Source organism: Pseudomonas sp. Xaverov 259 (assembly GCF_019352915.1).
Lineage (GTDB): Bacteria > Pseudomonadota > Gammaproteobacteria > Pseudomonadales > Pseudomonadaceae > Aquipseudomonas.
The window spans coordinates 13781-39053 of sequence record NZ_JAAAFV010000033.1; the positions used below are offsets into that span (position 1 = coordinate 13781).

The following is a 25273-nucleotide window of genomic DNA, read 5'->3' on the forward strand; positions in this document are numbered from 1 at the left end:
GGATATCGACCATGTTGCTCAGTTATCTGCGGTTGGTGCTGTTTGCCATTGGCTTGTTGGTCGGCGTGCAAGTGCCGGGGTTTATCAACGACTACGCCAAGCGCGTCGAAGCCCACTTGATCGAGGCCCAGACCGGCCTGCGCGGCTTTGATGCCACGGCGCAGCAGTTCTTCAATGGCGACTTGCAGGCGTTGGTGGCTCATTACCGCGCCAGTGATGACCCGGTGTTTCGCAGCGATGCCAACAGCCTCGGCACTTTGCTCGATCGTCAGGTGGCGTTGGACAAGCAGTTCCAGGCCATGCAAGGCCCGTGGTACATCCGTGCGCTGCAAGTGGCGGTGGCGGCCGATCCGGATATCCGCCTGGAAACCTGGAATGGCTACAGCTACCAGATCCTGCTGACACCTGAGGCGATGGGCTGGGGCCTGGGCGGGGCGATGCTGTTGTCGTTCGGCATCGAATGCCTGTTCCGCCTGATCGACTGGGTGGTGTTGGGCGGCAAGCGCCTGCGCCAGAGCCGGCCGATCGAAGAGCGTGACCTTAAAGGCCTCTAAAGACCTGTGGGAGCTGGCTTGCCTGCGATAGCGGTGGGTCAGTTCGCACATCTGCAACTGATAGGCCGCTATCGCAGGCAAGCCAGCTCCCACCTTTTTAATCCGGTTTCGCCAGCAGCATCCGGTCTTCACCCACTTCCTCGGCATACCGCGCCACCACTTTCTGGCACAACCCGACAATCTCCTCCACCAACTCCACTCCCACGCGCCACGACACCACCACCTGCAAATTCGGCAGGCGTTGCGCCATTGGCAGCATCACCAATTCCCCACGCGCCAATTCTTCCATCACCAGCACCGGCGGCAACGCGCCAATGCCGAAACCATCGCGCAGCAAGCGCGTAATCGCCGACACCGAGTTCACACAGTTCATGCGCGGCGCGGCCACACCGTTGGCTTGCATCAGGCTCAGTACATCCTGGTGCGGGTGGGAGTTTTTCGAGTAGGTGATGATGCGCTCCTGGGCCAGTTCGGCGAGGGAGGCGTAGTCGCGGTTGTAGATGGATTGGCTGGCGACGATCCAGGCCATGGGATGGCTGGCCAGCTCCAGGCTGCGCACGGTTTCCTGGCGCAGCAGGTCGGTTTGCAGGATCAGGTCGAGGAAGCCTTTTTGCAGCTGATCGCTGAGGTTTAACGCGGTATCGGCGACCAGTTCAATTTCTACTCGCGGGAAGTGCTCCATCAATTGCGCCACCAACTGGCTCAGCCAAGTGTGAATCACTGTGTCCATGGCGCCGATCCGGATGCGTCCGACCTTGCTGCTGGTGGTCTCCAGGGACTGCTTGAGGCCCTGCATGGTCACCATCATTTGCTCGGCATAATCGAGCACCTTCAAGCCTTCCGGGGTCAGGCTGACGCCGCGTGAGTCGCGCAGCAACAGCTTCACGCCCAACTCGCTCTCGAGCACGGCGATGCGGCTGGAAATCGAGGCCTGGGTGGTGAACAGCTTTTCGGCGGTCAGGCGAAAGCTCTTGAGCTTGGCCACCCAGACGAAAGTTTCGAGGAACTTCAAATTCATGGGATCAACTTTTCTTATGCTTGGATCGGTTTTTATTAGTTGGACGCCGCACCCGGCAAGCGCCAAAAATCGAGCCATTGCACGATAAGCGCCGTTAGGGTGTCAGGACAAGTTGCGAGTTCTGCGTAAAAAATCCCACACTACAAAAAAATACAAAGCCTACAGGAGCAACCACCGTGAGCCGTCTGCTTTTGAATTGCGACATCGGCGAAAGCTTTGGCAACTGGACCCTGGGTCTGGACGCCGAGGTCATGCCGTTCATCGATTGCGCCAACGTGGCTTGCGGCTTCCATGCCGGCGACCCGAGCATCATGCGCCAGACCGTCGGCCTGGCCCTCAAGCACGCTGTGCAGATAGGCGCGCACCCGGCCTACCAGGACTTGCAAGGGTTTGGCCGCCGCTCCATGAACTATACGCCGCAAGAAATTCAGGACCTGATGCACTACCAGATCGGCGCCCTTGATGGCATTTGCCGTGCGCAGGGTACCCGCGTCAGCTACGTCAAACCCCACGGCGCGCTGTACAACGACATGATGGCCAAGCCGGCCCAACTGCGTGCGGTGATGCAGGCTGTGGCCGCGTATGGCGACTTGCCCTTGATGTTGCTGGCCAAAAGCGACAACCGCGAGGCCCAGGCGATGGGCGATGAATTCGGCCTGACACTGTGGTTCGAAGCCTTTGCCGACCGAGCCTACGACCAAAACGGGCACCTGGTCTCACGCCAGTTGCCCGGCGCCGTGCACCATGATGCGGAGACCATCGTGCAGCAAGCCCTGACCATTTCCCGTGGGCAAGCCTTGACTGCCAGCGACGGCAGCGCCTTGGTGTTGCAGGCCAACACCCTGTGCGTACACGGCGACAACGCCAGCTCGATCGCCGCTGTGCAACGCATCCGCGAGGCGATGAAGCCAGCATGAAGCCACGCATCGAAGTGGTGGCCATCGACTGCCTGATGGTGCGTCTGTTTGAGGTGATTGCTGAAGCCAATATGCCGTGGATGCTTGCCGCCACCCGGCGCTTGCGCGAAGGTTTTGGCGCAGCGCTGGTGGATCTGGTGCCGTCCTACACCACGTTGATGGTGCATTACGACCTGACTGCGCTAAGCCCGGCTCAAGCGCGGGAACTGATCGATCAGGCGCTGACCGACTTGCAACCCCAGGCGCAGGGCGGTGGCCAGTGCCACGTGTTACCGGTGTGGTACGACCTGAGTGTTGGCCCGGAACTGACGTTGCTCAGCCAGCGCAGCGGTTTATCTGTCGAGGATGTGATTCAGCGTCACAGCGCCCACGAATACCAGGTATTTGCCCTTGGCTTCGCGCCCGGCTTTGCCTTTATGGGCTTGGTGGACGAAATCCTTGCCACGCCACGCCTCAACACGCCGCGTAAACGCGTGGCGGCCGGCAGTGTCGGCATTGCCGAGCGGCAAACCGCCGCCTACCCGGTGGTGTCGCCGGGTGGCTGGAACCTGATCGGCCGCACCCCGGCCAAACTGTTCGACCGCGAGCGCGACGGCTACAGCCTGATGCAACCGGGCGATACGGTGCGTTTCGAAGCGGTTGATCACGCCGAATTTATTCACCTGGGTGGCGATGACACACCGTTGGAGGCGCAGGCATGAGCCGCTTGTTGATCGAGGCCAGCACGCCGCTGTGCCTGTTGCAGGACGCCGGACGCTTTGGCGTGCGCCACCTGGGCGTGACCCAGGGCGGCGCGCTGGACTGGGTGTCGATGTCCTGGGCCAATTGGCTGCTGGATAACCGGTTGGATGCGCCGGTGGTGGAAATCACCTTGGGCGGGTTTAGCGTGCAGGCCGAAGGCTATTGCTTGCTGGCGTTGGCCGGTGCGGATTTGGGTGCCTATATTGACGAGCGCGCCATCAGCCCTGGGCGCAGTTTTATCCTGCAAAAGGGTCAGCGTCTGCGCTTTACCCAGCCGTTCAGCGGTGCGCGGGCTTACCTGGCAGCGCCCGGCGGGTTTGATGCGCCGGCTGTGCTGGGCAGTTGTGCCACGGTGGTGCGCGAGGAATTGGGTGGGCTGGACGGTTTCGGCAAGGCCTTGGCCGAAGGCGGGCGGTTGGCTTATTCCGGTACAGGCGGTGCGATGAAGGTGCTGAGCACGCCTGATCTGCCGGCCAAAGCGCCGCTGGACGTGATTGTCGGTGCGCAAATCGGCCAATTCAGCGGGCAGAGTCTGTTCGATGCGTTCAATACCGACTGGTCGCTGGACAGCCGCGCCGATCGCATGGGCATGCGTTTGCTGGGCACGCCGTTGCAGTACCAGGGGCCGTCGTTGATCTCTGAAGGGATCCCGTTGGGCGCGATCCAGGTGCCGCCGGATGGGCAACCGATTGTGTTGCTCAATGATCGGCAGACCATTGGTGGCTATCCGCGTTTGGGCGCGTTGACGCCGTTGGCGCTGGCGCGGCTGGCGCGGTGTTTGCCGGGGGAGAAGGTGAGGTTGGCGCCGGTGGTGCAGGAGACGGCGCATCGGCAGCACATCGAGTTTTTGCGACAGTTCAACTGATCGTTCCCACGCTCTGCGTGGGAATGCCTCTTGTGACGCTCCGCGTCACGCTCAGGGACGCAGAGCGTCCTGGGCTGCATTCCCACGCGGAGCGTGGGAACGATCTATACACCACTTATTTAGACAGAAACCGCATCCCTTCTTCCAACCCACGCAACGTCAGCGGATACATCTGATCCTCCACCAGCTCGCGCACAATCCCCGTCGACGCCGTATAGCCCCAGGTGTCTTTCGGGTACGGGTTAATCCAGATCAGCTTCTTGTACTTGGCCATGAAACGCTGCATCCACACGTACCCAGGCTCTTCATTCCAGTGCTCGACACTGCCGCCTGCCTGGGTGATTTCATACGGCGCCATCGACGCATCGCCGATAAAGATCACTTTGTAATCGGCGCCGTACTTGTGCAGCAGGTCCTGGGTCGAGGTGCGCTCCGAGGTGCGGCGCTGGTTGTTCTTCCACACCGATTCGTACACGAAGTTGTGGAAGTAGAAGTACTCCAGGTGCTTGAACTCGGTCTTGCACGCCGAAAACAGCTCTTCGCAAATCTTTACGTGAGCGTCCATCGAGCCGCCGATATCGAACAGCAGCAACAGCTTGATGGTGTTGCGCCGCTCTGGGCGCATCTGGATATTCAGCAACCCGGCATCCCGCGCCGTGTGGTCGATGGTGCCGTCGATATCCAGCTCTTCGGCCGCACCCTGGCGGGCAAACTTGCGCAGGCGGCGCAGGGCGATCTTGATATTGCGCGTGCCCAATTCCACCTGGTCGTCGAGGTTCTTGTACTCGCGCTGGTCCCAGACCTTTACGGCCTTGCCCTGGCGCTTGCCGGCGTCGCCAACCCGGATGCCTTCGGGGTTGTAGCCGCCGGAGCCAAACGGGCTGGTGCCGCCGGTGCCGATCCACTTGTTGCCACCGGCGTGGCGTTCTTTTTGTTCTTCCAAGCGTTTCTTGAACTCTTCGATCAACTTGTCCAGGCCGCCAAGGGACTGGATCTGCGCGCGCTCCTCGTCGGTCAGCGAGCGCTCGAATTCCTTGCGCAGCCATTCTTCAGGGATCAACGCCTGCAAGTGGTCGTCGAGTTTTTCCAGGCCATTGAAATAGGCGCCGAACGCGCGGTCGAACTTGTCGAAATGCCGCTCGTCCTTGACCAGAATCGCCCTGGCCAAGTAATAAAACTCGTCCATATCAGCGAAGACCACGCGCTGTTTAAGCGCGTTGATCAGGTCGAGCAACTCGCGCACCGACACCGGCACCTTGGCGGCGCGCATCTCATTGAACAGGTTGAGCAGCATCAGCGATTACCGCGACGGCTCATGAACGCCAGACGCTCCAGCAACTGCACGTCTTGCTCGTTCTTGACCAACGCGCCGGCCAGCGGCGGAATAGCTTTGGTCGGGTCGCGTTCGCGCAGCACGGCTTCGCCGATGTTGTCGGCCATCAGCAACTTGAGCCAGTCGACGAGTTCGGAGGTGGACGGCTTTTTCTTCAGGCCCGGCACTTTGCGCACGTCGAAGAACACGTCCAGCGCTTCGCTGACCAAGTCCTTCTTGATGTCGGGGTAGTGCACGTCAACGATTTTTTGCAGGGTGCTGCGATCGGGGAAGGCGATGTAGTGGAAGAAGCAGCGGCGCAGGAACGCGTCCGGCAGCTCTTTTTCGTTGTTGGAGGTAATGATGATGATCGGGCGTTTCTTGGCCTTGATGGTCTCGTCGATTTCGTAGACGTAGAACTCCATCTTGTCGAGTTCTTGCAGCAGGTCGTTGGGGAACTCAATGTCGGCCTTGTCGATTTCATCGATCAGCAGGATCACGCGCTCCTCAGCCTCGAAAGCTTCCCAGAGCTTGCCTTTTTTCAGGTAATTGCGCACATCGTGGACTTTCTCGTTGCCCAGTTGCGAGTCGCGCAGGCGGCTGACCGCGTCGTACTCATACAGGCCTTGATGCGCCTTGGTCGTCGACTTGATGTGCCAGGTGATGAGCTTGGCGCCAAAGGATTCGGCCAACTGCTCGGCGAGCATGGTCTTGCCGGTGCCCGGTTCGCCCTTGACCAGCAACGGCCGCTCCAGGGTGATGGCGGCGTTGACGGCCAGTTTCAGGTCATCGGTAGCCACATAGGCCTGGGTGCCTTCGAACTTCATCGGTCATTCCTCGAATTCATCAATGCTCGGACTATACCGCGCAGCCCTGGCGACTGTGAACGCAGACGGGTTATTCAGTCTCTGAATGGCCGGTCACATTGCAGCCCTGCTGAGGGGTCATGCTAATGCTTATGCTTATGTGGGAGCTGGCTTGCCTGCGATGCCAGCGCCTCGGTTTATCAGTGTTACCGAGGCGATGCTATCGCAGGCAAGCCAGCTCCCACACAAGCCAACTCTCACAGTTAATTGGCGGAAGGCTTGGGTTGTTCGTAGCGGGCATTGAACGCCTGGATGAAACCATTACGCAAAATCGCCAAAAATGCGGAGAACGCGCTGATATCTTGCTGATGTACGCTGCCACTGAGTTCCACGCGGGTGGCAAACTGGTTTTTGTTCTGGTTCTTCAGCACGGTTTCGCTGGCGCCGACCACGGCTTCCCAGATCGAGCGGAAGATATTTTTATCTTTGTTTTCAACATCCTGCTTCCAGTCAAAGACCTCTACATCACGTAGCAGTGGCTTGATGTAGCCGCTCAACTGGCCTTTATCGGCCTGGGCCTCAATTACCACGTCACCGGTGCCGGCCTTGAAGTCGAACTTGCCATAGGCCGAGGCGAAGTCGTTCAGGCGCTTGAGCTGGATGTCCTTGGCGCGAAAGCGGAATTCGAAATCTTCAAAATTGCTCAGCGGGTCAAACGCTGCTGTGGCTTCCAATGGCGCCTGACCCAGCAATTGCGCCTTGCCTTCGAAGGTGGCGTCACGCTTGCCTTTGACGTCGACCACGTTGGTAAGGTTGTAGAAGCTGGCGTTGACCCCGGTGGCGTACATGTTCACCGCCGGCTTGGAATTGAAATTGTGGAAAGCAATCTTGCCGTCCTGGATGCGCACTTCGTTGAGGGTGATCGGCAACAGCTTGCCCAACTGCTCGCGCCAGTCGGTGCCTTTACCGGTCTGGGACGCCTGCTGGTTGCCACCGTCGACGAAGTTCAGCTCCGGCTGGAAGAACTGCACCTCGGCCACCACGGCGTGGTCGTACCACAGCGAATGCCAGCTCACCGACAGGTCGATCAACGGCGCCTTGACGAACGGCACGGGCACCTTGCCGTCGACCTTGACGATCTGCAGGCCGTTGATCTTGTAGGCGCCACGCCACAGCGCCACGTCCACATCGGTGACCTGGCCACGGTAGTCGCCCATGTCGGCCAGCTTGTCGTTCAGGTAATTACGCACCAGATAAGGCAGGGCCAGGTCCAGGGCGATCAGTACTACCACCAGTACGGCGACGATCCATAGCAGCCCACTGTAGCGACGTTTCATGTCAATGCTCTCCAACGGTATAGGCGATGGACCGCACGCGCGGGCGCAACGTTCCTCTGACTGGACGCCTAAAGGCCTGAGGCATACCCTTGGGGCCTTCTTGAAATTGCCTTAAGGACCCGTCATGAGCCGTATCTTTGCAGACAACGCGCACTCCATCGGTAACACGCCCCTGGTGCAGATCAACCGCATCGCGCCGCGTGGCGTGACCATCCTGGCCAAGATCGAGGGGCGTAACCCGGGCTATTCGGTGAAGTGTCGCATTGGCGCCAACATGATCTGGGACGCCGAAAGCACCGGCAAACTCAAGCCGGGCATGACCATTGTCGAACCGACCTCCGGCAACACCGGCATCGGCCTGGCGTTTGTCGCCGCCGCGCGTGGTTACAAGCTGCTGCTGACCATGCCGGCGTCCATGAGCATCGAGCGGCGCAAAGTGCTCAAGGCGCTCGGCGCCGAACTGGTGCTGACCGAGCCGGCCAAGGGCATGAAGGGCGCTATCGACAAGGCCGGTGAAATCGTCGCCAGCGACCCGGCCACCTACTTTATGCCGGCCCAATTCGAAAACCCGGCCAACCCGGCTATCCACGAGAAAACCACCGGCCCGGAAATCTGGAACGACACCGATGGCGCCGTGGACGTGCTGGTGGCGGGCGTGGGCACTGGCGGCACCATTACCGGCGTTTCGCGCTATATCAAGAACATTGCCGGCAAGCCGATTCTGTCGGTGGCGGTTGAGCCGATGGTATCGCCGGTGATCACCCAGGCGCTGGCCGGTGAAGAGATCAAGCCGAGCCCGCATAAAATCCAGGGCATCGGCGCCGGGTTTGTGCCGAAGAACCTCGACCTGTCGATGGTTGACCGCGTGGAACTGGTGACCGACGACGAATCCAAAGCCATGGCCCTGCGCCTGATGCAGGAAGAAGGGATTCTGTGCGGTATCTCGTGCGGCGCCGCCATGGCCGTGGCCGTGCGTCTGGCCGAGAAGCCGGAAATGCAGGGCAAGACTATCGTGGTGATCCTGCCGGACTCCGGCGAGCGTTACCTGTCGAGCATGCTGTTCAGCGATCTGTTTACCGAGCAAGAAACTCAGGCGTGATGAGTTTTTGTGGCAAGCCTGCTCGCCACAACGGCCCCGCTCATCACCGGGGTTGATTTATGTCAGCCGGTTTTCCTGGGCCTTCTGCATAATGGCCCAAGTGTTTATCATGGCCGGCTGCTACGTCTGGTTTCCCGGTGACGGGAGGTTGCTGGCCAAGCGCTTATTTTCAGGAGTTGCTGCATGACCTTTTCTTTGGGCGCCAAACTGTCGGTGCTGGCGTTGTTTATCGGCAGCATTCTGTACGTGCACTTGCGCGGCAAGGCGCGTTTGCCGGTGTTGCGCCAGTTCGTCAACCATTCGGCGCTGTTCGCCCCGTATAACGCCTTGATGTACCTGTTCTCGGCTGTGCCGTCCAAGCCCTACCTGGACCGCAGCAAGTTCCCGGAACTGGATGTGCTCAAGGATAACTGGGAAGTGATCCGCGAAGAGGCTATGCACCTGTTCGACGAGGGTTACATCCGGGCCGCCGAAAAGAACAACGACGCCGGTTTCGGCTCGTTCTTCAAGAAGGGTTGGAAGCGTTTCTACCTCAAGTGGTACGACAAACCCCTGCCATCGGCCGAGGCGCTGTGCCCGAAAACCGTGGCGCTGGTGAGCAGCATCCCCAACGTCAAGGGCGCGATGTTCGCGCTGTTGCCGGGCGGTAGCCACCTTAACCCGCACCGTGACCCGTTTGCCGGCTCCTTGCGTTATCACTTGGGCCTGTCCACGCCGAACTCCGACGACTGCCGCATCTTCGTCGACGGCCAGGTCTACGCGTGGCGCGACGGTGAAGACGTGATGTTCGATGAAACCTACGTGCATTGGGTCAAGAACGAGACGGAAAAGACTCGCGTGATCCTGTTCTGCGATATCGAACGCCCGCTGAGCAACCGCCTCATGACCGGCGTCAACCGCTGGGTCAGCAAGCAGCTGGGTCGCGCAACTGCGCCGCAGAACCTCGATGACGAGCGTGTGGGCGGGATCAACCAGGCGTATGCCTGGAGCAAGACCTTCAGCGACAAGTTCAGTGGTGTGGTCAAGCAGTGGAAGCGCAAGCATCCAAAGGCCTACCGCATTGCGCGGCCGGTACTGGCGGTGGTTGTGCTGGTGCTGCTGTGGAAGTGGCTGTTCGGCTAATCTGAAACACAATATAAACTGTGGGAGCTGGCTTGCCTGCGATAGCGGTCTGTCAGTTGAACATAGGTTGGCTGGCCTGCCGCTATCGCAGGCAAGCCAGCTCCCACATTTGAGCTCCAGTGTTGCTTACGACGCGATCAACTGGCGCAGCACGTAGTGCAAAATGCCGCCGGCCTTGAAGTACTCCACCTCATTAAGCGTATCAATCCGGCACAGCACCTCCACCTTCTCGCTGCTGCCATCCTCCCGGGTAATCACCAGCGTCAGGTTCATCCGTGGTTCGATCTCGGCATCGGTCAGCCCCAGGATGTCGATCTTCTCCTTGCCGGTCAGCTTGAGCGCCTTGCGGTTCTGATCCAGCTTGAACTGCAACGGCAATACGCCCATGCCCACCAGGTTGGAACGGTGAATCCGCTCGAAACTCTCGGCGATCACCGCCTTGACCCCCAGCAGGTTAGTACCTTTGGCCGCCCAGTCGCGGCTTGAACCGGTGCCGTATTCTTGCCCTGCGATCACCACCAGCGGCGTGCCCGAGGCCTGGTACTTCATGGCCGCGTCATAAATCGGCATTTTCTCGCCGGTGGGGATGTACAGCGTGTTGCCGCCTTCTTCGCCGCCGAGCATTTCGTTGCGGATACGGATGTTGGCGAAGGTGCCGCGCATCATCACTTCATGGTTGCCACGGCGTGAGCCATAGGAGTTGAAGTCACGTGGCTCCACGCCTTGCTCACGCAGGTAGCGGCCGGCAGGGCTGTCGGTCTTGATGTTGCCGGCGGGGGAGATGTGGTCGGTGGTCACCGAATCGCCCAGCAGGGCCAGCACGTTGGCGCCTTTGACGTCTTTGATCACCGGCAATGGCCCGGAAATGTCGTCGAAGAACGGCGGATGCTGGATGTAGGTCGAATCCTTCTGCCACACGTAGGTCGCCGCCTGTGGCACTTCAATCGCCTGCCATTGCTCGTCACCGGCAAACACTTCGGCGTATTCCTTGTGGAACATACCGGTGCTGACCTGTGCCACCGCGTCGGCAATCTCTTGGCTGCTCGGCCAGATGTCTTTCAAGTACACCGGTTTGCCGTCCTTGCCTTCGCCCAACGGCTCGCTGCTGATGTCGATGCGCACGGTGCCGGCCAAGGCATAGGCGACCACCAGCGGCGGCGAGGCCAGCCAGTTGGTTTTCACCAGCGGGTGTACACGGCCTTCGAAGTTGCGGTTGCCCGACAGTACCGAGGCCACCGCCAGGTCGGCCTTCTGGATGGCTTTTTCGATCGGCTCAGGCAACGGACCGGAGTTGCCGATGCAGGTGGTGCAGCCGTAGCCGACCAGATCAAAGCCGAGCGTGTCGAGGTAGTGGGTGAGGCCGGCCGCCTTGTAGTAATCGGTCACCACTTTGGAGCCGGGCGCCAGGGAAGTTTTTACCCACGGCTTGCGGGTCAGGCCTTTTTCCACGGCCTTTTTTGCCACCAGGCCTGCGGCCATCATCACGCTGGGGTTGGAGGTGTTGGTGCAGGAGGTAATCGCGGCGATCACCACCGCGCCGTTTTTGAGGCGGTAGGTGTGGCCGTCGTACTCGTAATCGGTCTCGCCGACCAAATCCGCATTGCCCACGGCAACCCCGCCGCCACCTTCACTTTCCAGGCGGCCTTCTTCTTTGCTGGCGGGTTTGAACTGCAGGTCGAGGAAGTCAGTGAACGCCTGGCCGACATTGGGCAGTGACACGCGGTCCTGCGGGCGTTTTGGCCCGGCGAGGCTGGCTTCGACGCTGCCCATGTCCAGCGCCAGGGTGTCGGTGAACACCGGTTCCTGGCCGGCGTTACGCCACAGGCCCTGGGCCTTGGTGTAGGCCTCGACCAACTTGACGGTCTCGGCAGGGCGGCCGGACAGGCGCAGGTAGTCGAGTGTCACGTCGTCCACCGGGAAAAAGCCGCAGGTGGCGCCGTATTCCGGGGCCATGTTGGCGATGGTGGCGCGGTCGGCCAGAGGCAGGTCGGCCAAGCCGTCGCCGTAGAACTCGACGAATTTGCCCACCACACCTTTTTTACGCAGCATCTGGGTGACGGTCAGCACCAGGTCGGTGGCAGTAATACCTTCTTTCAATTTACCGGTCAGCTTGAAGCCGATCACTTCCGGGATCAGCATCGACACCGGCTGGCCGAGCATCGCCGCTTCCGCTTCGATGCCGCCCACGCCCCAGCCCAGTACGCCCAGGCCGTTGATCATGGTGGTGTGGGAGTCGGTGCCCACCAGCGTGTCGGGGAAGGCGTAGGTGCGGCCGTCTTCGTCTTTGGTCCACACCGTGCGGCCCAGGTACTCAAGGTTGACCTGGTGGCAGATGCCGGTGCCCGGCGGCACCACGCTGAAGTTGTCGAACGCACTTTGGCCCCAGCGCAGGAAGGCGTAGCGTTCGCCGTTGCGCTGCATCTCGATGTCGACGTTTTGCTCGAATGCGTCGGCGTTGCCGAACTTGTCGACCATCACCGAGTGGTCAATCACCAGGTCCACAGGGGAGAGCGGGTTGATACGCTGCGGGTCGCCACCGGCCTTGGCCACGGCGGCGCGCATGGCGGCCAGGTCGACCACGGCGGGCACGCCGGTAAAGTCTTGCATCAGCACGCGGGCCGGGCGGTACTGGATCTCGCGGTCGGACTGGCGCTCTTTGAGCCAGGCGGCGATGGCCTTGAGGTCAGTGCCGGTGACGGTCTTGTTGTCTTCCCAGCGCAGCAGGTTTTCCAGCAGCACCTTGAGGGACATCGGCAGCTTGTCCAGGTCACCCAGGCTCTTGGCGGCTTCGGGCAAGCTGAAGTAGTGATAGGTCTTGGCGTCGATCTGCAGGGTTTTAAGGGTTCTCAGGCTATCTAGCGATGACATTACATGACTCCTTATGGTCCGCACGGCTACGGACCTGACGGGACGAACAGAGCTTTCAACTTAGCCCTGTTTTCATTAGCAGGCTAATAACTGGACTCTATCGTTAAGTCCAAGGTTCCGAACTCGGCTATCATGCGCGCGTTTTCATGACAGGTATTGCGATAGCGCAAGGCCGGTTGAGTCACCAGGAGAGTTGATGAACACCCTTTTTATGCACTGCCGCCCGGGTTTTGAAGGCGAAGTCTGTTCCGAGATCGCGGAACACGCCGCGCGCCTGAACGTTTCCGGCTACGCCAAGGCCAAGACCGGCAGCGCCTGCGCCGAATTTGTCTGCACCGAAGAAGACGGCGCCCAGCGCTTGATGCACGGCCAGCGGTTTGCCGAGCTGATCTTCCCAAGGCAGTGGGCGCGCGGGGTATTTATCGACCTGCCGGAAACCGACCGTATCAGCGTGATCCTCGCCCACCTGCGCGAATTCCCGGTGTGCGGCAGCCTGTGGCTGGAGATGGTCGACACCAACGACGGCAAAGAGCTGTCGAACTTCTGCAAAAAATTTGAAGTGCACCTGCGCAAATCCCTGCTCAACGCCGGCAAGCTGGTAGACGACCCGAGCAAGCCGCGCCTACTGCTGACCTTCAAAAGCGGCCGCGAAGTGTTCATGGGCCTGGCCGAGTCGAACAACTCAGCCATGTGGCCCATGGGCATCCCGCGCCTCAAGTTCCCGCGTGACGCGCCCAGCCGTTCGACCCTGAAGCTTGAAGAAGCCTGGCACCACTTCATCCCCCGCGACCAGTGGGACGAACGCCTGCACGGCGACATGACCGGCGTCGACCTCGGCGCCGCGCCGGGCGGCTGGACCTGGCAACTGGTCAACCGTGGCATGCTGGTGACCGCCATCGACAACGGCCCCATGGCCGAAAGCCTGATGGACACCGGCCTGGTGCAGCACTTGATGGCCGACGGCTTTACCTTCGTGCCCAAACAGCCAGTGGACTGGATGGTGTGCGATATCGTCGAGAAACCGGCGCGCAACGCCGCGCTGCTGGAAACCTGGATTGGCGAAGGGCATTGCCGCGAAGCGGTGGTGAACCTGAAACTGCCGATGAAGCAGCGTTATGCTGAGGTAAAGCGTTTGCTGGAGCGCATCGAAGAGGGCTTCAAGGCTCGTGGCATTCGGGTGGAAATCGGCTGTAAGCAGCTGTACCACGACCGTGAGGAAGTGACCTGCCATTTGCGTCGCTTGGTGGATACGAAGAAACCTAAAGGCCGCTGAGACCCAATGTGGGAGCTGGCTTGCCTGCGATAGCGGTATAACGGTTGAAATCTATGTTGAATGTGCCCCGGTCATCGCGGGCAAGCCCGCTCCCACACTGGAACGGGCCAGTTTCAGGAGTGATTATGAGTATTGAATTGCCTGTCGACGGCACCCTCGACGCCACCGGCCTCAACTGCCCGGAGCCAGTGATGATGTTGCACCAGCACATCCGCGACCTGAAGCCTGGCGGCTTGCTCAAGGTGATCGCCACCGACCCGTCGACCCGCCGTGATATTCCCAAATTCTGCGTGTTCCTCGACCACGAGTTGGTGGAACAGCAGGAGCACGCCGGTACGTACCTGTACTGGATTCGCAAGAAGTCCGATTAAGCCAGGCGAATCCGCCGGCGCGCGCTGCGTGCCAGGCGGATCACCAGCATCGCCGCGGCGCAGCTCAGGCCCACGATCAGCCCTTGCCACAGCCCACTCGGCCCACTCGCTGCGCCCAGCCAATCGGTCAGCCCCAGGGCATAACCCACCGGCAACCCTACGCCCCAGTAAGCAAACAAAGTCAGCACCATGGTCACCCGTGTGTCTTGGTAGCCACGCAGCGCGCCGGCAGCGGTGACCTGGATCGCGTCGGAGAACTGGAACAGCGCCGCAAACACGATCAGCATTGATGCCACGTGGATCACCAACGGGTCAGGCGTGTAAATCGTGGCAATCTGTTCGCGAAACAGCAGCATCAGGCTGCAGGACAGGCACGCGTAGGTCAGTGCCGTGCCCATGCCGACCCCGGCGGCGAAGCGTGCTTCACGCGGCTCGCCCCGGCCCAATGCCTGGCCGACCCGCACCGTGACCGCCATGCTCAGCGAATAGGGGATCATAAACACCAGTGAGCTGAAGTTCAGCGCGATCTGGTGCCCGGCCACCACGTTGGCGCCCAGGCTGCCGATCAGCAGGGCGATCACCGCAAAGATGCTCGATTCGGCAAACACGGCGATCCCGATCGGCAGGCCGATGCCCAGCACGCGCTTGATCACGGCCCATTGCGGCCAGTCGAAACGCTTGAACAACTCACTGCTCTGGTATGCCGGTGCCCAGCGGGTCCAGGCGGCGAGGCCGAGCATCATCACCCACATCACAATGGCTGTAGCCCAGCCACAGCCCACGCCGCCCATGGCCGGCACACCGAAGTGGCCATAAATGAACACGTAGTTCAGTGGAATGTTCAACGCCAGCCCGCACAGGCCCATAACCATGCTGGGGCGCGTACGGCCCAGGCCATCACTGAAGCAACGCAACACGTAATACAGGGCGATGGCGGGCATGCCGGACGCGATGCCGTGCAGGTAGGCCATGCAGGGCTTGATCAGTTCGGGGTCGACATTCATCGCGTGCAGGATCGGCTCGGCGCTGATCAGCATCAGCAGGGCAGTGATGCCCACCATCACGGCCAGCCACAGGGATTGGCGCACCAGCGGGCCAATCTCGGTGTGGTGACCGGCGCCGAAGCGCTGAGCGACTTTAGGCGTGGTGGCCAGCAGCGTGCCGGTCATCAGCAGGTACACCGGAATCCAGATCGAGTTGCCCAAGGCCACCGCCGCCAGGTCTCGCGGGCTCACGCGCCCGGCCATCACCGCATCGACAAAACCCATGGCGGTGGTGGCGAGCTGGCCGATCATGATCGGCAGCGCCAGGGTCAACAGGCCGCGCACTTCCCGGCTGACGCGGGCGGGGCGGGAAAGGGTGGAGGCGGCAGCAGTGTTCACGTGCGGGTGTCCAATCAAAATAGAAGCCTTAAGGACCGCGAAGTCTACGCGTTGACGTTATGGTCAGGAAAAATCCTGTGTTGCAGATTTGTAATGCGACTTGACCGGCACTGCATAACCCCTGTGGGAGCGGGCTACGCATCCCTGTACACTGCCAATCCGCGAAAGGAGCCTGCCATGTTGATTGTTGCCGACGAAAATATTCCGCTGCTCGATGCCTTCTTCGAAGGGTTTGGCGAGATTCGCCGCGTACCCGGGCGTTCCATCGACCGCGCCACGGTCGAGCAGGCCGATGTGCTGCTGGTGCGCTCGGTCACCAACGTCAACCGTGCCTTGTTGGAGGGCACTAAAGTGCGCTTTGTGGGCACCTGCACCATTGGCACCGATCACCTGGACCTGGATTACTTCAAGCAAGCCGGTATCACCTGGTCCAGTGCCCCTGGCTGCAATGCCCGAGGCGTGGTGGACTATGTGCTGGGCAGTTTGCAGACACTGGCCGAAATCGAAGGCGCCGACCTCAATCAACGTACTTACGGCGTCGTCGGTGCCGGTGAAGTGGGCGGGCGCCTGGTCAAGGTGCTTAAAGGTCTGGGCTGGAACGTGCTGGTGTGCGACCCGCCGCGCCAGATCGCTGAAGACGGCGATTACGTGAGCCTGGCGCAGATCATCGAGCAGTGCGACGTGATCAGCTTGCACACGCCGCTGACCAAATCCGGTAATGGCTCCACTTGGCACCTGTTTGATCGTGAACGCCTTGGCCGCCTCAAGCCCGGCACCTGGCTGATCAACGCCAGTCGCGGCCCTGTCGTCGATAATGCGGCCCTGCGCGAAGTGCTGCTGGAGCGCGAAGACCTGCAAGCAGTGCTGGACGTGTGGGAAGGCGAGCCCGAAGTGGACGTCGACCTGGCCGACCTGTGCGTGCTGGCCACCCCACATATCGCCGGCTACAGCCTCGACGGCAAACAGCGTGGTACCGCGCAGATCTATCAGACGTTCTGCGCCCATGTGGGCCAGGAACCCAGTATCCAATTGAGTGATTTGTTGCCGCAGCCTTGGCTGGCCGAGGTGCATTTGAATGCATCGACAGACCCGGCCTGGGCGCTGGCGACCTTGTGCCGCAGTGTGTATGACCCGCGCCGCGATGATGCGGATTTTCGCCGAAGTCTCGTAGGCACCGTACAAGAACAGCGCAAGGCGTTCGACCTGCTGCGCAAGCATTACCCGCAGCGCCGTGAGATAGATGGCTTGAAGGTGCGGATCAATGGCGAATCGGCAGTGTTGTCGAATATCGTCAGTGCATTGGGCGCAGTGACGGTTTAGTCACCGCATAAAAAACCCGGCCATAGCGGCCGGGTCTGAAAGAGCGTTGGCGCTTCAGCCTTGCTGGGCAGGTTTGACCAGTCGCTGTTCCAGCTCGCTGCAGGCTTGCTGGATCATCTCTTCGGTAATCTGCACTTCGCGGCCCTTGGCATCTATATACGAGCAAGGCAACTGCTGCGGCTGGCGAATTACTTCAATTTTGGCATTGCTGCTATTTTGCAAGGTCATAGCCTGTCTCCTCATCAGGTTGTGTACCTAGATTAATTCCCCCGCGTGACCGCGCTATTACAACTCCTTACACGATCACCGGTTCGAACGTCCAGTCCAGCAGAAACCGATACAAATTTCCACCCGGGCGTTAGACCGATAGCCTCTAGGGATCAACATCGGCGGGCATAATTAACCTGACGCATTGTTATTTACCTAAGTTCCCCCAATGTTGGTGTACAGGTTCCTTATCGGTATGCCCTCCATGTTCTCAGTCCGTCAACGCCGTGCGATTCGTCTGGCCAGCCGCTTTGTTGCGCCCTATCGTTGGCAGGCGCTGGGCGCCTTGTTGGCGCTGATTGTCACGGCCGGCATCACCTTGTCCATGGGGCAGGGCATTCGCCTGCTGGTGGACCAGGGCTTCATGACCCAGTCGCCGCATCTGCTCAACCAGTCGATCGGCTTGTTCATGATTTTGGTACTGGGACTGGCCGTGGGCACGTTTTCACGGTTTTACCTGGTGTCGTGGATTGGTGAGAGGGTGGTGGCAGACATCCGTCGCCAAGTGTTCAACCATCTGATTTACCTGCATCCCGGTTTTTACGAGAACAACCGCAGCTCGGAAATTCAGTCACGGCTGACCACCGACACCACCTTGCTGCAATCGGTGATCGGCTCGTCGCTGTCGCTGTTCCTGCGTAATGCCTTGATGGTGATCGGCGGCATCGTGCTGCTCTTTGTCACCAACCCCAAGCTCACCAGCATCGTGGTGGTGGCGCTGCCGTTAGTGCTGGCGCCAATCCTGATCTTTGGTCGCCGCGTGCGCAGCCTGTCGCGGCTGAGCCAGGACCGTATTGCCGACGTGGGCAGTTACGTGTCGGAGACGCTCGGCCAGATCAAGACCGTACAGGCCTACAACCACCAGGTGCAGGACGAACAGCGCTTTGCCGTCACCGTCGAAGAGGCATTCGCCACGGCGCGTAAACGCATCGCACAGCGCGCCTGGCTGATTACCCTGGTGATCATGCTGGTGCTCGGCGCCGTGGGCGTGATGCTGTGGGTGGGCGGCATGGATGTGATCAATGGGCGCATCTCCGGCGGCGAGCTGGCCGCGTTCGTGTTTTACAGCCTGATCGTCGGCAGCGCCGTCGGCACCCTCAGCGAAGTGCTGGGTGAGCTGCAACGCGCTGCCGGGGCGGCTGAGCGGATTGGCGAGTTGTTGCAGTCGAGCAATGACATCCAGGCGCCCGCCGAAGGCACTGTGCAGTTGCCGGAACGCGTCAGTGGTCGGATGGAGCTGCAAGATCTGCGGTTTTCCTACCCGTCGCGGCCGGACAGCTACGCCATCGACGGCTTGAGCCTGACCATCAACCCTGGCGAAACCCTGGCGTTGGTCGGCCCGTCCGGCGCCGGCAAATCGACGCTCTTTGATTTGCTGCTGCGCTTCTACGACCCGCAGCAAGGCCGCATCCTGCTCGAAGGCCACCCGCTGACCGAACTTGAGCCGATGGACCTGCGCCGTCACTTTGCGCTGGTGTCCCAAAGCCCGGCGCTGTTTTTCGGCAGCGTTGAAGAAAATATCCGTTACGGCAACCCGTCAGCCACCCGAGAACAGGTCGAAGCCGCGGCACGCATCGCCCACGCCCACGACTTCATCCTGCAAATGCCCGACGGCTACCAGACCCACTTGGGCGACGCAGGCATGGGCCTCTCCGGTGGCCAACGCCAGCGGCTGGCCATCGCCCGCGCGTTGCTGGTGGACGCGCCGATCTTGCTGCTGGACGAAGCCACCAGCGCCCTTGATGCGCAGAGTGAACACCTGATCCAGCAAGCTTTGCCGCAACTGATGCAAGGCCGCACCACGCTGGTGATTGCGCATCGACTGGCCACGGTGAAGAACGCCGACCGCATTGCGGTGATGGACCAAGGCAAGCTGGTGGCAGTGGGTACGCATCAACAGTTGATTGCGAGTAATCCGTTGTATGCACGGTTGGCGGCGTTGCAGTTCAGTGATGGCGATGAGGTTACGAAAAAAGAAGGCTAGCTCGATCTATGTGGCGAGCAGATTAGTAGGGTGAGCAGGTTAGTAAGTTGAGCAGGCTTGTTGTAGTGATCAGGCTTGTTGTGGCGAGCGGGCTTGCCCCGCGTTGGGCTGCGTAGCAGCCCCAAAACCTGCCAACTCGGTCTATCTGTTACACCGTGGCGGGGCTGAATGGGGAGCGCTTCGCACTCCAGCGCAGGGCAAGCCTGCTCTCCACGACAAGCCTGCTCCACAAAAACCTTGTGGCCACATGAGACCTGTTGGCCACATCAGGCCAGCTGATCGCACTTCAGTCAGTCTTACTGATCATCAAAATACCGCTCATGCCAATCCACCAGCGGTTGCGGTGAGTTGAGCTTCTGCCCGTAGATCACCGAATAAGACAGCACGTTCTGCACGTACTGACGGGTTTCGTCGAACGGGATGCTTTCCACCCACACATCGAAACTCAGGTGATCGGCACCGCGTAGCCACTGGCGCACTCGGCCGGGGCCGGCGTTGTAGGCGGCGGAGGCGAGCACGCGGTTACCGTTGAACTGGCTGTGTACCTGGCTCAGGTAGGCGGCGCCGAGCTGGATATTTTTGTCCGGATCCAGCACCTGGGCCGGGGAGGCCAGTGGGATGCTGAATTTGCGTGCGGTCTCTTTGGCGGTGCCGGGCATCAGTTGCATCAGGCCACTGGCGCCAACGCCGGAGCGGGCGTCGTCCATAAAGGCGCTTTCCTGGCGGGTGATGGCGAACACCCAGCTCGAATGCAGGCCACGCACCTTGGCTTCGCGCACCAGTGTGTCGCGGTGGGCCATCGGGAAACGGATATCCAGGTCGTCCCAGTATTGTGCCTGGCTGATGGTGCGGATCGCCGGGAAGTACCACTTCATGTCATAGGCCAGCTTGGCCTGAGCGACCATTTCATCGCGGTTGAAGTGACGGCTGACGTGGTACCACTCGCGGCGGCCATCGACAATCTGGCCGCGTGCGTAGAACTCCATCGCGCGGCGCACACCGGGGGTGTTGCGCACTTTGTTGATCAACGCCTGGCTCATCACCAGCGGTTTGTTCTTCAACTGGTACGGCGCTTTGGAGCGATCAGCGGCGAGGAATCCGTAGAAATCACGTTCCTGCGCAAGGTTCTTGTACAGCACCAGTGGCTGCGGGTTTTTTGGCTCGGCCAGCTCCAGGCTGCGCGCTTGCCAGTAACGCCAGCGGTTGGTGGTGGCCAGGTCTTGTGGGAGTTTGCGGGTCAACTGGTAGGCATCTTCCCAGCGCGCCAGGCGCAACAGCAGGCGCAGGCGCCATTCGGAGACGGTGTTGTCACGCAGCTCGGGGTCGTACTTGGTCATCACGTCCAGGGCGCGTGGGTCGTAGCGACGGGCCAGGGTCAGGCCGATTTCGCGGGCGATCGACACTTTTTCGTCACGGGAGAAGTGCATGCTGCTGGCATAGCCGTCGAGCAGGGCCATGGCCTTGTCCGGGTCCTGGCGTGCCAGGCGGCGCAGACCCAGGCCAACGGCATCGGACATGGCCTCGTTGGCCGGCAGGAAGCGCGACGGGTCGCTGAGCATGTCGGGCTTTTGCGCCACGTCGACCATCAGGCGGCCTTGGGCGCCGAGGGTTGGCAGGGTTTTCACCAGGCTGTTGGCCAGCGCGTAGTTGCGGGCTTCGGCGGCGAGCTTGGCGCGGTCCCAGATTTTCTGTTCGGTGAGTTGGCCATCGGCGGCCCACTGGCCAAAGGTGGCATCGCAGGCAGCCGGTTGGGATTTGCCGGTCATCCAGAGTTTTTCGCTGGTCTTGTAGCCTTCGGCTTTGAGGTTGTGGGTCAACTGGTACTGGCCATGCAGGCAGTCCAGTTCGACGAAATTGAGCTTGGCGTCGTAGTACTTTTCAAAGGTTTGCCAGTCGCCACGGTCGGCCAGCCAGCGCAACCAGCGCAGTTTCATCCAGTTGGCCTGGGGCAGGTCGCCGTTTTTGGCGAGGAACTGCTCGATTTCCTCGTTGCTCGCGGTTTTGAGGCGCGCGGTCAGCTCGTCGTACGCCAGGTACGGCGTGAGCGGGTAGTCGGCCAGGGCCTGGCTGTATTGCATGTACGGGCCGCTGTCGCCTTTGGCGAGGGCGCGTTTGGCTTCATCGTAATATTGACGTTGGGTGGTGAGGTCCACGGCCTGGGCGGATTGAACGGCGGTGGCGGAAAGAAGCAGACAAGATAAAAAGTTGAAAAGGCGACTGCGCATGAGACGTCCGTGCAGAGAAATCACGACTAGCACCGGCACCGCCGACACTGATTGCCCCTAGCTTAGCCTTTTGCCAGCGGCTGGCGAAAGCTTTGCCGGCCGGCTGGCAGCAGTTGACTGTAAATGTCCTACAGAACGTGTCTGGGGCAAAAATGCCGGCCGCATCCCAGCCTCAAGTCAGGTAGAATGCGCGCCCAGTTTTTGGAGAAGCGTATGACCCTGCTCAAATTCAGCGATGTGTCCCTTGCTTTCGGCGCTATGCCGTTGTTGGACAAGGTGTCCTGGCAGATCGCCCGTGGTGAGCGGGTGTGCATCATCGGCCGCAACGGCACCGGCAAGTCCAGCATGATGAAGCTGGTAAAAGGCGACCAGAAGCCCGATGACGGCTCTGTGTGGCGCGCGCCAGGCCTCAAGATCGGCGAATTGCCCCAGGAATTGCCGGTGGCCGACGGACGGACAGTGTTCGACGTGGTTGCCGAAGGCCTGGACGGCGTTGGCGAGTTGCTCGCGCAGTACCATCACCTGGCGCAGAACTGCGTCACCGAAGCCGACCTGGACAAGCTCATGCATGTTCAGCAAGACCTCGAAGCCCGTGACGGCTGGCGTTTGCAGCAACTGGTCGACAGCACCCTGAGCCGCCTGCAACTGCCGGCCGACAAGACCCTCGCCGAGTTGTCCGGCGGCTGGCGTCGTCGCGTGCTGCTGGCCCAGGCGCTGGTGTCCGAGCCGGACCTGCTGCTGCTCGACGAACCAACCAACCACCTGGACATCGGCGCCATCGCCTGGCTCGAAGAAGCCCTCAAGGATTTCCAGGGCGCCGTGCTGTTCATCACGCACGACCGTTCTTTCCTGCAAAACCTGGCCACGCGCATCCTCGAACTGGACCGTGGCGGCCTGATCGACTGGAACGGCGACTACGCCAGCTTCCTGGTACACAAAGAAGCCTCGCTGGCCGCTGAAGAAACCGCCAACGCGCTGTTCGACAAGAAGCTGGCCCAGGAAGAAGTCTGGATCCGCCAGGGCATCAAGGCCCGTCGCACCCGTAACGAAGGCCGTGTACGTGCCCTCAAGGCCCTGCGTGTTGAGCGCAGTGAGCGCCGCGAGCGCACCGGCAAGGCGAATATCCAGCTGGACACCGCCGATAAGTCGGGCAAGCAGGTGATGGTGCTGGAGAACGTCAGCTTCCACCACCCGGATGGCCCGTTCCTGATCAAGGACTTCTCGATGGTCCTGCAGCGCGGCGACCGTATCGGCCTGCTGGGCGCCAACGGCACCGGCAAGACCACCTTGCTCAAGTTGATGCTCAATGGCCTGCAACCGACCAGCGGCACCGTGGAAGAAGGCACGCGCATCGACGTGGCTTACTTCGACCAGTTGCGCCATCAGTTGGACCTGGAAAAGACCGTGATCGACAACGTTGCCGAAGGCCGCGACTTTATCGACATCGACGGCCAGAGCCGCCACGTGTTGAGCTACCTGGGCGACTTCCTGTTCAGCCCGCAGCGTGCGCGTACGCCGGTCAAAGCTTTGTCCGGTGGTGAGCGCGCGCGCCTGCTGCTGGCCAAGCTGTTCAGCAAGCCGTCCAACCTGCTGGTACTCGACGAGCCGACCAACGACCTCGACGTGGAAACCCTGGAATTGCTGGAAGAGGTTTTGCTGACCTTTAACGGTACCGTGCTGATGGTCAGCCACGACCGGGCATTCCTCGACAACGTGGTGACCAGCACCCTGGTCTTCGAAGGTGAAGGCAAGGTGCGTGAATACGTCGGTGGTTACCAGGACTGGATCCGCCAGGGCGGCTCGCCGCGCCTGTTGGGCGTGACCGAGAGCAAGTCCGGCAAGGCCGACCTGACCTCGGCCGTCGTGGCGCCTGTAGCCGCTGCTGCTGCACCGGTTGCGGACGCTGCACCGGCGGCCAAGAAGAAACTCAGCTACAAGCTGCAGCGCGAGCTGGAAGCCTTGCCGGGTGATATCGACGCCAAGGAACAGCAGATCGCTGCGGTAGAAGCAGACATGGCTGACGCGGGTTTCTACCTGCGCCCGGCGGCGGAAACCGCCAAGGTGATTGCTTCCCTGGAAACGTTGAACCAGGAGCTGGAAGTGCTGATGGAGCGTTGGGCTGAGCTGGATGCCTGATTGATTCGTTGGCAATAAAAAGCCCGGCGCTCATCTGTATGATCGCCGGGCTTTTTCATATGAAATGCGATTCAAATGTGGGAGCGGGCTTGTGTGGGAGCTGGCTTGCCTGCGATGCAGACACCTCGGTGATTCAGGTAGACCGAGGTGATGCTATCGCAGGCAAGCCAGCTCCCACACAAGCCCTCTCTCACACTGGTTTTGCAGTGTTCTTACGAGCTTTTTACCAGCTTGACCGCCAGCACATCACACGGCGCACCGTGCAGCACGTCGTTGGCGGTAGAGCCCAGCAACAACGCCAGGCCGTGTCGACCATGGCTGCCGACCACGATCAGGTCGCAGTTCTGCTCTTTGGCCAGGTGATGGATTTCCTGGCGCGGCTGGCCGTAAGTGAGATGGGAGTTTTCCTTGGTCACTTCCGGGTACTTCAGGATCAGGCGATCCAGGCGCTCTTTGGCCTGATCAAATTGCTGTTGCTGCAACTGGGAAAGGTCCATGGGCACGTCGCCACCAAAGGCCATGGCCATAGGCTCGACGATATGCACGAGTGACAGCTTGGCGCCGTTGGCGATTGCTGAAGCCTGCGCGCGCTTGATAACCGGGTCGCACTCTTCGGTCAGATCGACAGCGACCAGGATATGTTTGTAGGAATGTTCGTTGGGCATGGCGCGTTCCTCCAGGGGACTGCAATAAGTTCAGTATGGCTGGTTTCAAGCGGATGGGGTTGCGTCAGCTCAAATCCGCGCATCTAGAAATTCGGGAGTACACATATGACGGTCTGGATAGTGGTGTCAATCCTTCTGGTGGTTCTTAGCCCCCTGGCCTGGCTGCGCCCGTCGCGTCATCAGAGCGGGCGCATGGCCCTGCGCATGGAGGCGCGCCGCATCGGTTTGGCCATGCAATTGGCGCCACAGGAGTGGCCGCACTGGCTTGCGCAAGAGCCTCCGAGCCCGTGCGCGCAGTACTGCAGGCCACGGCGGGGCAGCACGCCGGCGCTGTGGAGTTATTGGCAAATGTCGCCGGGCGTGTGGGTCAATCAGTGGCGTGAAGTGTGTGAGGATGAAAAGTTGTTGCCGCATTTTGCGACGCTGCCGGCCAACGTCTACAAGGTCGAGGCCGACAAGCAAATGATCGCCTTGTATTGGGGCGAGAAGGGCGAAGCGAGCGTGCTGAAGGACATCGATACGCTGCTCAGGGCCTTGGCGTGACGCCATAGCGTTAAAAGCCAGGCATTAAAAAGCCCGACATCATCATCGGGCTGGAGTTGGCCAGGCAGGCCGGTAATTCTGTGTTACTCGCGCCGGGTGTTCATCCAGGCGCTTTGCGGTTGTGGCTAGCCTAGCGGCATATCCGATTCTGTACAGCCTTTTCCCACATCTTTTTTATTATTGATTCTGTGAATATTTGAATATTGACAGGGCGCAAGCGCGGGCGTGGGGTTCTGAACTGACTGGAAAGTCGCGCTTTTCCTGGCCTTTCGAGCGATTGACAATTGCCCTGAATTGGATGAAGGTGACGTACCCAAATCAAACGGGCGTATGAATTGAGCGTTTGTCTGTCAGACGGCTCATACAGAACCCCGACTAGCGCGTTGGCGGGTGTGCCTGGCGGATTGGCATGAGCATTGAGGCAACTCTCAATGTCCAACCAATAGGCCAGCGTCCAATGTGTACTGT

At 60.6% G+C, this 25273-nt stretch carries 21 protein-coding genes; 12 read left to right on the plus strand and 9 right to left on the minus strand.

Features of this window, described 5'->3' with window-relative positions:
* Positions 1–11 precede the first annotated feature (11 nt).
* Positions 12–554, plus strand: a complete 543-nt coding sequence (locus K0H48_RS14210) for a DUF2937 family protein (RefSeq protein ID WP_099548664.1) — start codon at positions 12–14, stop codon at positions 552–554.
* A gap of 97 nt (positions 555–651) precedes the next feature.
* On the opposite strand, the gene K0H48_RS14215 is transcribed toward K0H48_RS14210, so the two are convergent.
* The gene (locus K0H48_RS14215) at positions 652–1572 is read right to left on the minus strand and encodes a LysR family transcriptional regulator (RefSeq protein ID WP_138816250.1); all 921 of its coding nucleotides are present in this window, start codon (positions 1570–1572) and stop codon (positions 652–654) included.
* A 176-nt stretch (positions 1573–1748) separates the two neighbouring features.
* On the opposite strand from K0H48_RS14215, the gene K0H48_RS14220 reads away from it, so the two are divergent.
* The 3 genes from K0H48_RS14220 to K0H48_RS14230 are packed head-to-tail and all read left to right on the plus strand — an operon-like array spanning position 1749 to position 4095.
* Positions 1749–2489 (plus strand): 5-oxoprolinase subunit PxpA, encoded by a 741-nt coding sequence (locus tag K0H48_RS14220; RefSeq protein ID WP_219267980.1) that lies wholly within the window; start codon positions 1749–1751, stop codon positions 2487–2489.
* Positions 2486–3190, plus strand: coding sequence for a 5-oxoprolinase subunit PxpB (pxpB, locus tag K0H48_RS14225; protein ID WP_219267981.1), 705 nt, complete (start codon positions 2486–2488; stop codon positions 3188–3190). The genes K0H48_RS14220 and pxpB overlap by 4 nt, the downstream gene beginning before the upstream one ends.
* Positions 3187–4095 (plus strand): biotin-dependent carboxyltransferase family protein, encoded by a 909-nt coding sequence (locus K0H48_RS14230; RefSeq protein ID WP_219267982.1) that lies wholly within the window; start codon positions 3187–3189, stop codon positions 4093–4095. The genes pxpB and K0H48_RS14230 overlap by 4 nt, the downstream gene beginning before the upstream one ends.
* A gap of 115 nt (positions 4096–4210) precedes the next feature.
* Here K0H48_RS14230 and K0H48_RS14235 read toward each other — a convergent pair whose 3' ends face one another.
* From K0H48_RS14235 to K0H48_RS14245, 3 genes are all read right to left on the minus strand, one after another.
* Positions 4211–5389, minus strand: a complete 1179-nt coding sequence (locus K0H48_RS14235) for a VWA domain-containing protein (RefSeq protein WP_138816246.1) — start codon at positions 5387–5389, stop codon at positions 4211–4213.
* The gene (locus K0H48_RS14240) at positions 5389–6234 is read right to left on the minus strand and encodes a MoxR family ATPase (RefSeq protein WP_138816245.1); all 846 of its coding nucleotides are present in this window, start codon (positions 6232–6234) and stop codon (positions 5389–5391) included. Before K0H48_RS14240 ends, K0H48_RS14235 begins: the two co-directional genes overlap by 1 nt.
* 242 nt (positions 6235–6476) lie before the next feature.
* Positions 6477–7550 carry a DUF748 domain-containing protein gene (locus K0H48_RS14245; RefSeq protein WP_219267983.1) on the minus strand — a complete coding sequence of 358 codons (1074 nt, stop codon included), beginning with the start codon at positions 7548–7550 and terminating at the stop codon, positions 6477–6479.
* A 124-nt stretch (positions 7551–7674) separates the two neighbouring features.
* Between K0H48_RS14245 and cysK the strand changes: the two genes are divergently transcribed.
* Both cysK and K0H48_RS14255 read left to right on the plus strand, forming a co-directional pair.
* Positions 7675–8649 carry a cysteine synthase A gene (cysK, locus tag K0H48_RS14250; RefSeq protein ID WP_138816243.1) on the plus strand — a complete coding sequence of 325 codons (975 nt, stop codon included), beginning with the start codon at positions 7675–7677 and terminating at the stop codon, positions 8647–8649.
* Between the two features lie 183 nt (positions 8650–8832).
* Entirely contained in the window at positions 8833–9771 is a 939-nt protein-coding gene (locus tag K0H48_RS14255) for an aspartyl/asparaginyl beta-hydroxylase domain-containing protein (protein ID WP_219267984.1), read from the plus strand.
* Between the two features lie 126 nt (positions 9772–9897).
* Here the strand turns inward: K0H48_RS14255 and acnA are convergent, their stop codons facing one another.
* Positions 9898–12639, minus strand: a complete 2742-nt coding sequence (gene acnA / locus K0H48_RS14260) for an aconitate hydratase AcnA (protein WP_219267985.1) — start codon at positions 12637–12639, stop codon at positions 9898–9900.
* A gap of 196 nt (positions 12640–12835) precedes the next feature.
* Between acnA and rlmM the strand changes: the two genes are divergently transcribed.
* Both rlmM and tusA read left to right on the plus strand, forming a co-directional pair.
* Positions 12836–13912, plus strand: coding sequence for a 23S rRNA (cytidine(2498)-2'-O)-methyltransferase RlmM (gene rlmM, locus K0H48_RS14265; protein ID WP_219267986.1), 1077 nt, complete (start codon positions 12836–12838; stop codon positions 13910–13912).
* Positions 13913–14037: 125 nt separating this feature from the next.
* Positions 14038–14283 carry a sulfurtransferase TusA gene (tusA, locus tag K0H48_RS14270; RefSeq protein WP_219267987.1) on the plus strand — a complete coding sequence of 82 codons (246 nt, stop codon included), beginning with the start codon at positions 14038–14040 and terminating at the stop codon, positions 14281–14283.
* On the opposite strand, the gene K0H48_RS14275 is transcribed toward tusA, so the two are convergent.
* The gene (locus K0H48_RS14275; RefSeq protein WP_219267988.1) at positions 14280–15665 is read right to left on the minus strand and encodes an MATE family efflux transporter; all 1386 of its coding nucleotides are present in this window, start codon (positions 15663–15665) and stop codon (positions 14280–14282) included. The genes tusA and K0H48_RS14275 overlap by 4 nt on opposite strands.
* A 177-nt stretch (positions 15666–15842) precedes the next feature.
* Here K0H48_RS14275 and pdxB point away from each other — a divergent pair, with 177 nt between their 5' ends.
* On the plus strand, positions 15843–16985 hold the full coding sequence (gene pdxB / locus K0H48_RS14280) for a 4-phosphoerythronate dehydrogenase PdxB (protein ID WP_219267989.1): 1143 nt from the start codon (positions 15843–15845) through the stop codon (positions 16983–16985).
* 54 nt (positions 16986–17039) lie between these two features.
* On the opposite strand, the gene K0H48_RS14285 is transcribed toward pdxB, so the two are convergent.
* A complete protein-coding gene (locus K0H48_RS14285) occupies positions 17040–17213 on the minus strand; it encodes a PA1571 family protein (protein WP_219267990.1) in 174 nt (57 codons plus the stop codon).
* 235 nt (positions 17214–17448) lie between these two features.
* Between K0H48_RS14285 and K0H48_RS14290 the strand changes: the two genes are divergently transcribed.
* The gene (locus K0H48_RS14290; RefSeq protein WP_219267991.1) at positions 17449–19236 is read left to right on the plus strand and encodes an ABC transporter ATP-binding protein/permease; all 1788 of its coding nucleotides are present in this window, start codon (positions 17449–17451) and stop codon (positions 19234–19236) included.
* A gap of 296 nt (positions 19237–19532) precedes the next feature.
* Here the strand turns inward: K0H48_RS14290 and K0H48_RS14295 are convergent, their stop codons facing one another.
* On the minus strand, positions 19533–21461 hold the full coding sequence (locus tag K0H48_RS14295; RefSeq protein WP_138816234.1) for a transglycosylase SLT domain-containing protein: 1929 nt from the start codon (positions 21459–21461) through the stop codon (positions 19533–19535).
* Positions 21462–21674: 213 nt separating this feature from the next.
* Here K0H48_RS14295 and K0H48_RS14300 point away from each other — a divergent pair, with 213 nt between their 5' ends.
* Positions 21675–23597, plus strand: coding sequence for an ATP-binding cassette domain-containing protein (locus K0H48_RS14300; RefSeq protein ID WP_138816233.1), 1923 nt, complete (start codon positions 21675–21677; stop codon positions 23595–23597).
* Positions 23598–23809: 212 nt separating this feature from the next.
* Here the strand turns inward: K0H48_RS14300 and K0H48_RS14305 are convergent, their stop codons facing one another.
* Positions 23810–24262, minus strand: coding sequence for a universal stress protein (locus tag K0H48_RS14305; RefSeq protein ID WP_058419614.1), 453 nt, complete (start codon positions 24260–24262; stop codon positions 23810–23812).
* 105 nt (positions 24263–24367) lie between these two features.
* Between K0H48_RS14305 and K0H48_RS14310 the strand changes: the two genes are divergently transcribed.
* Positions 24368–24805, plus strand: a complete 438-nt coding sequence (locus K0H48_RS14310) for a hypothetical protein (RefSeq protein ID WP_219267992.1) — start codon at positions 24368–24370, stop codon at positions 24803–24805.
* Positions 24806–25273 lie beyond the last annotated feature (468 nt).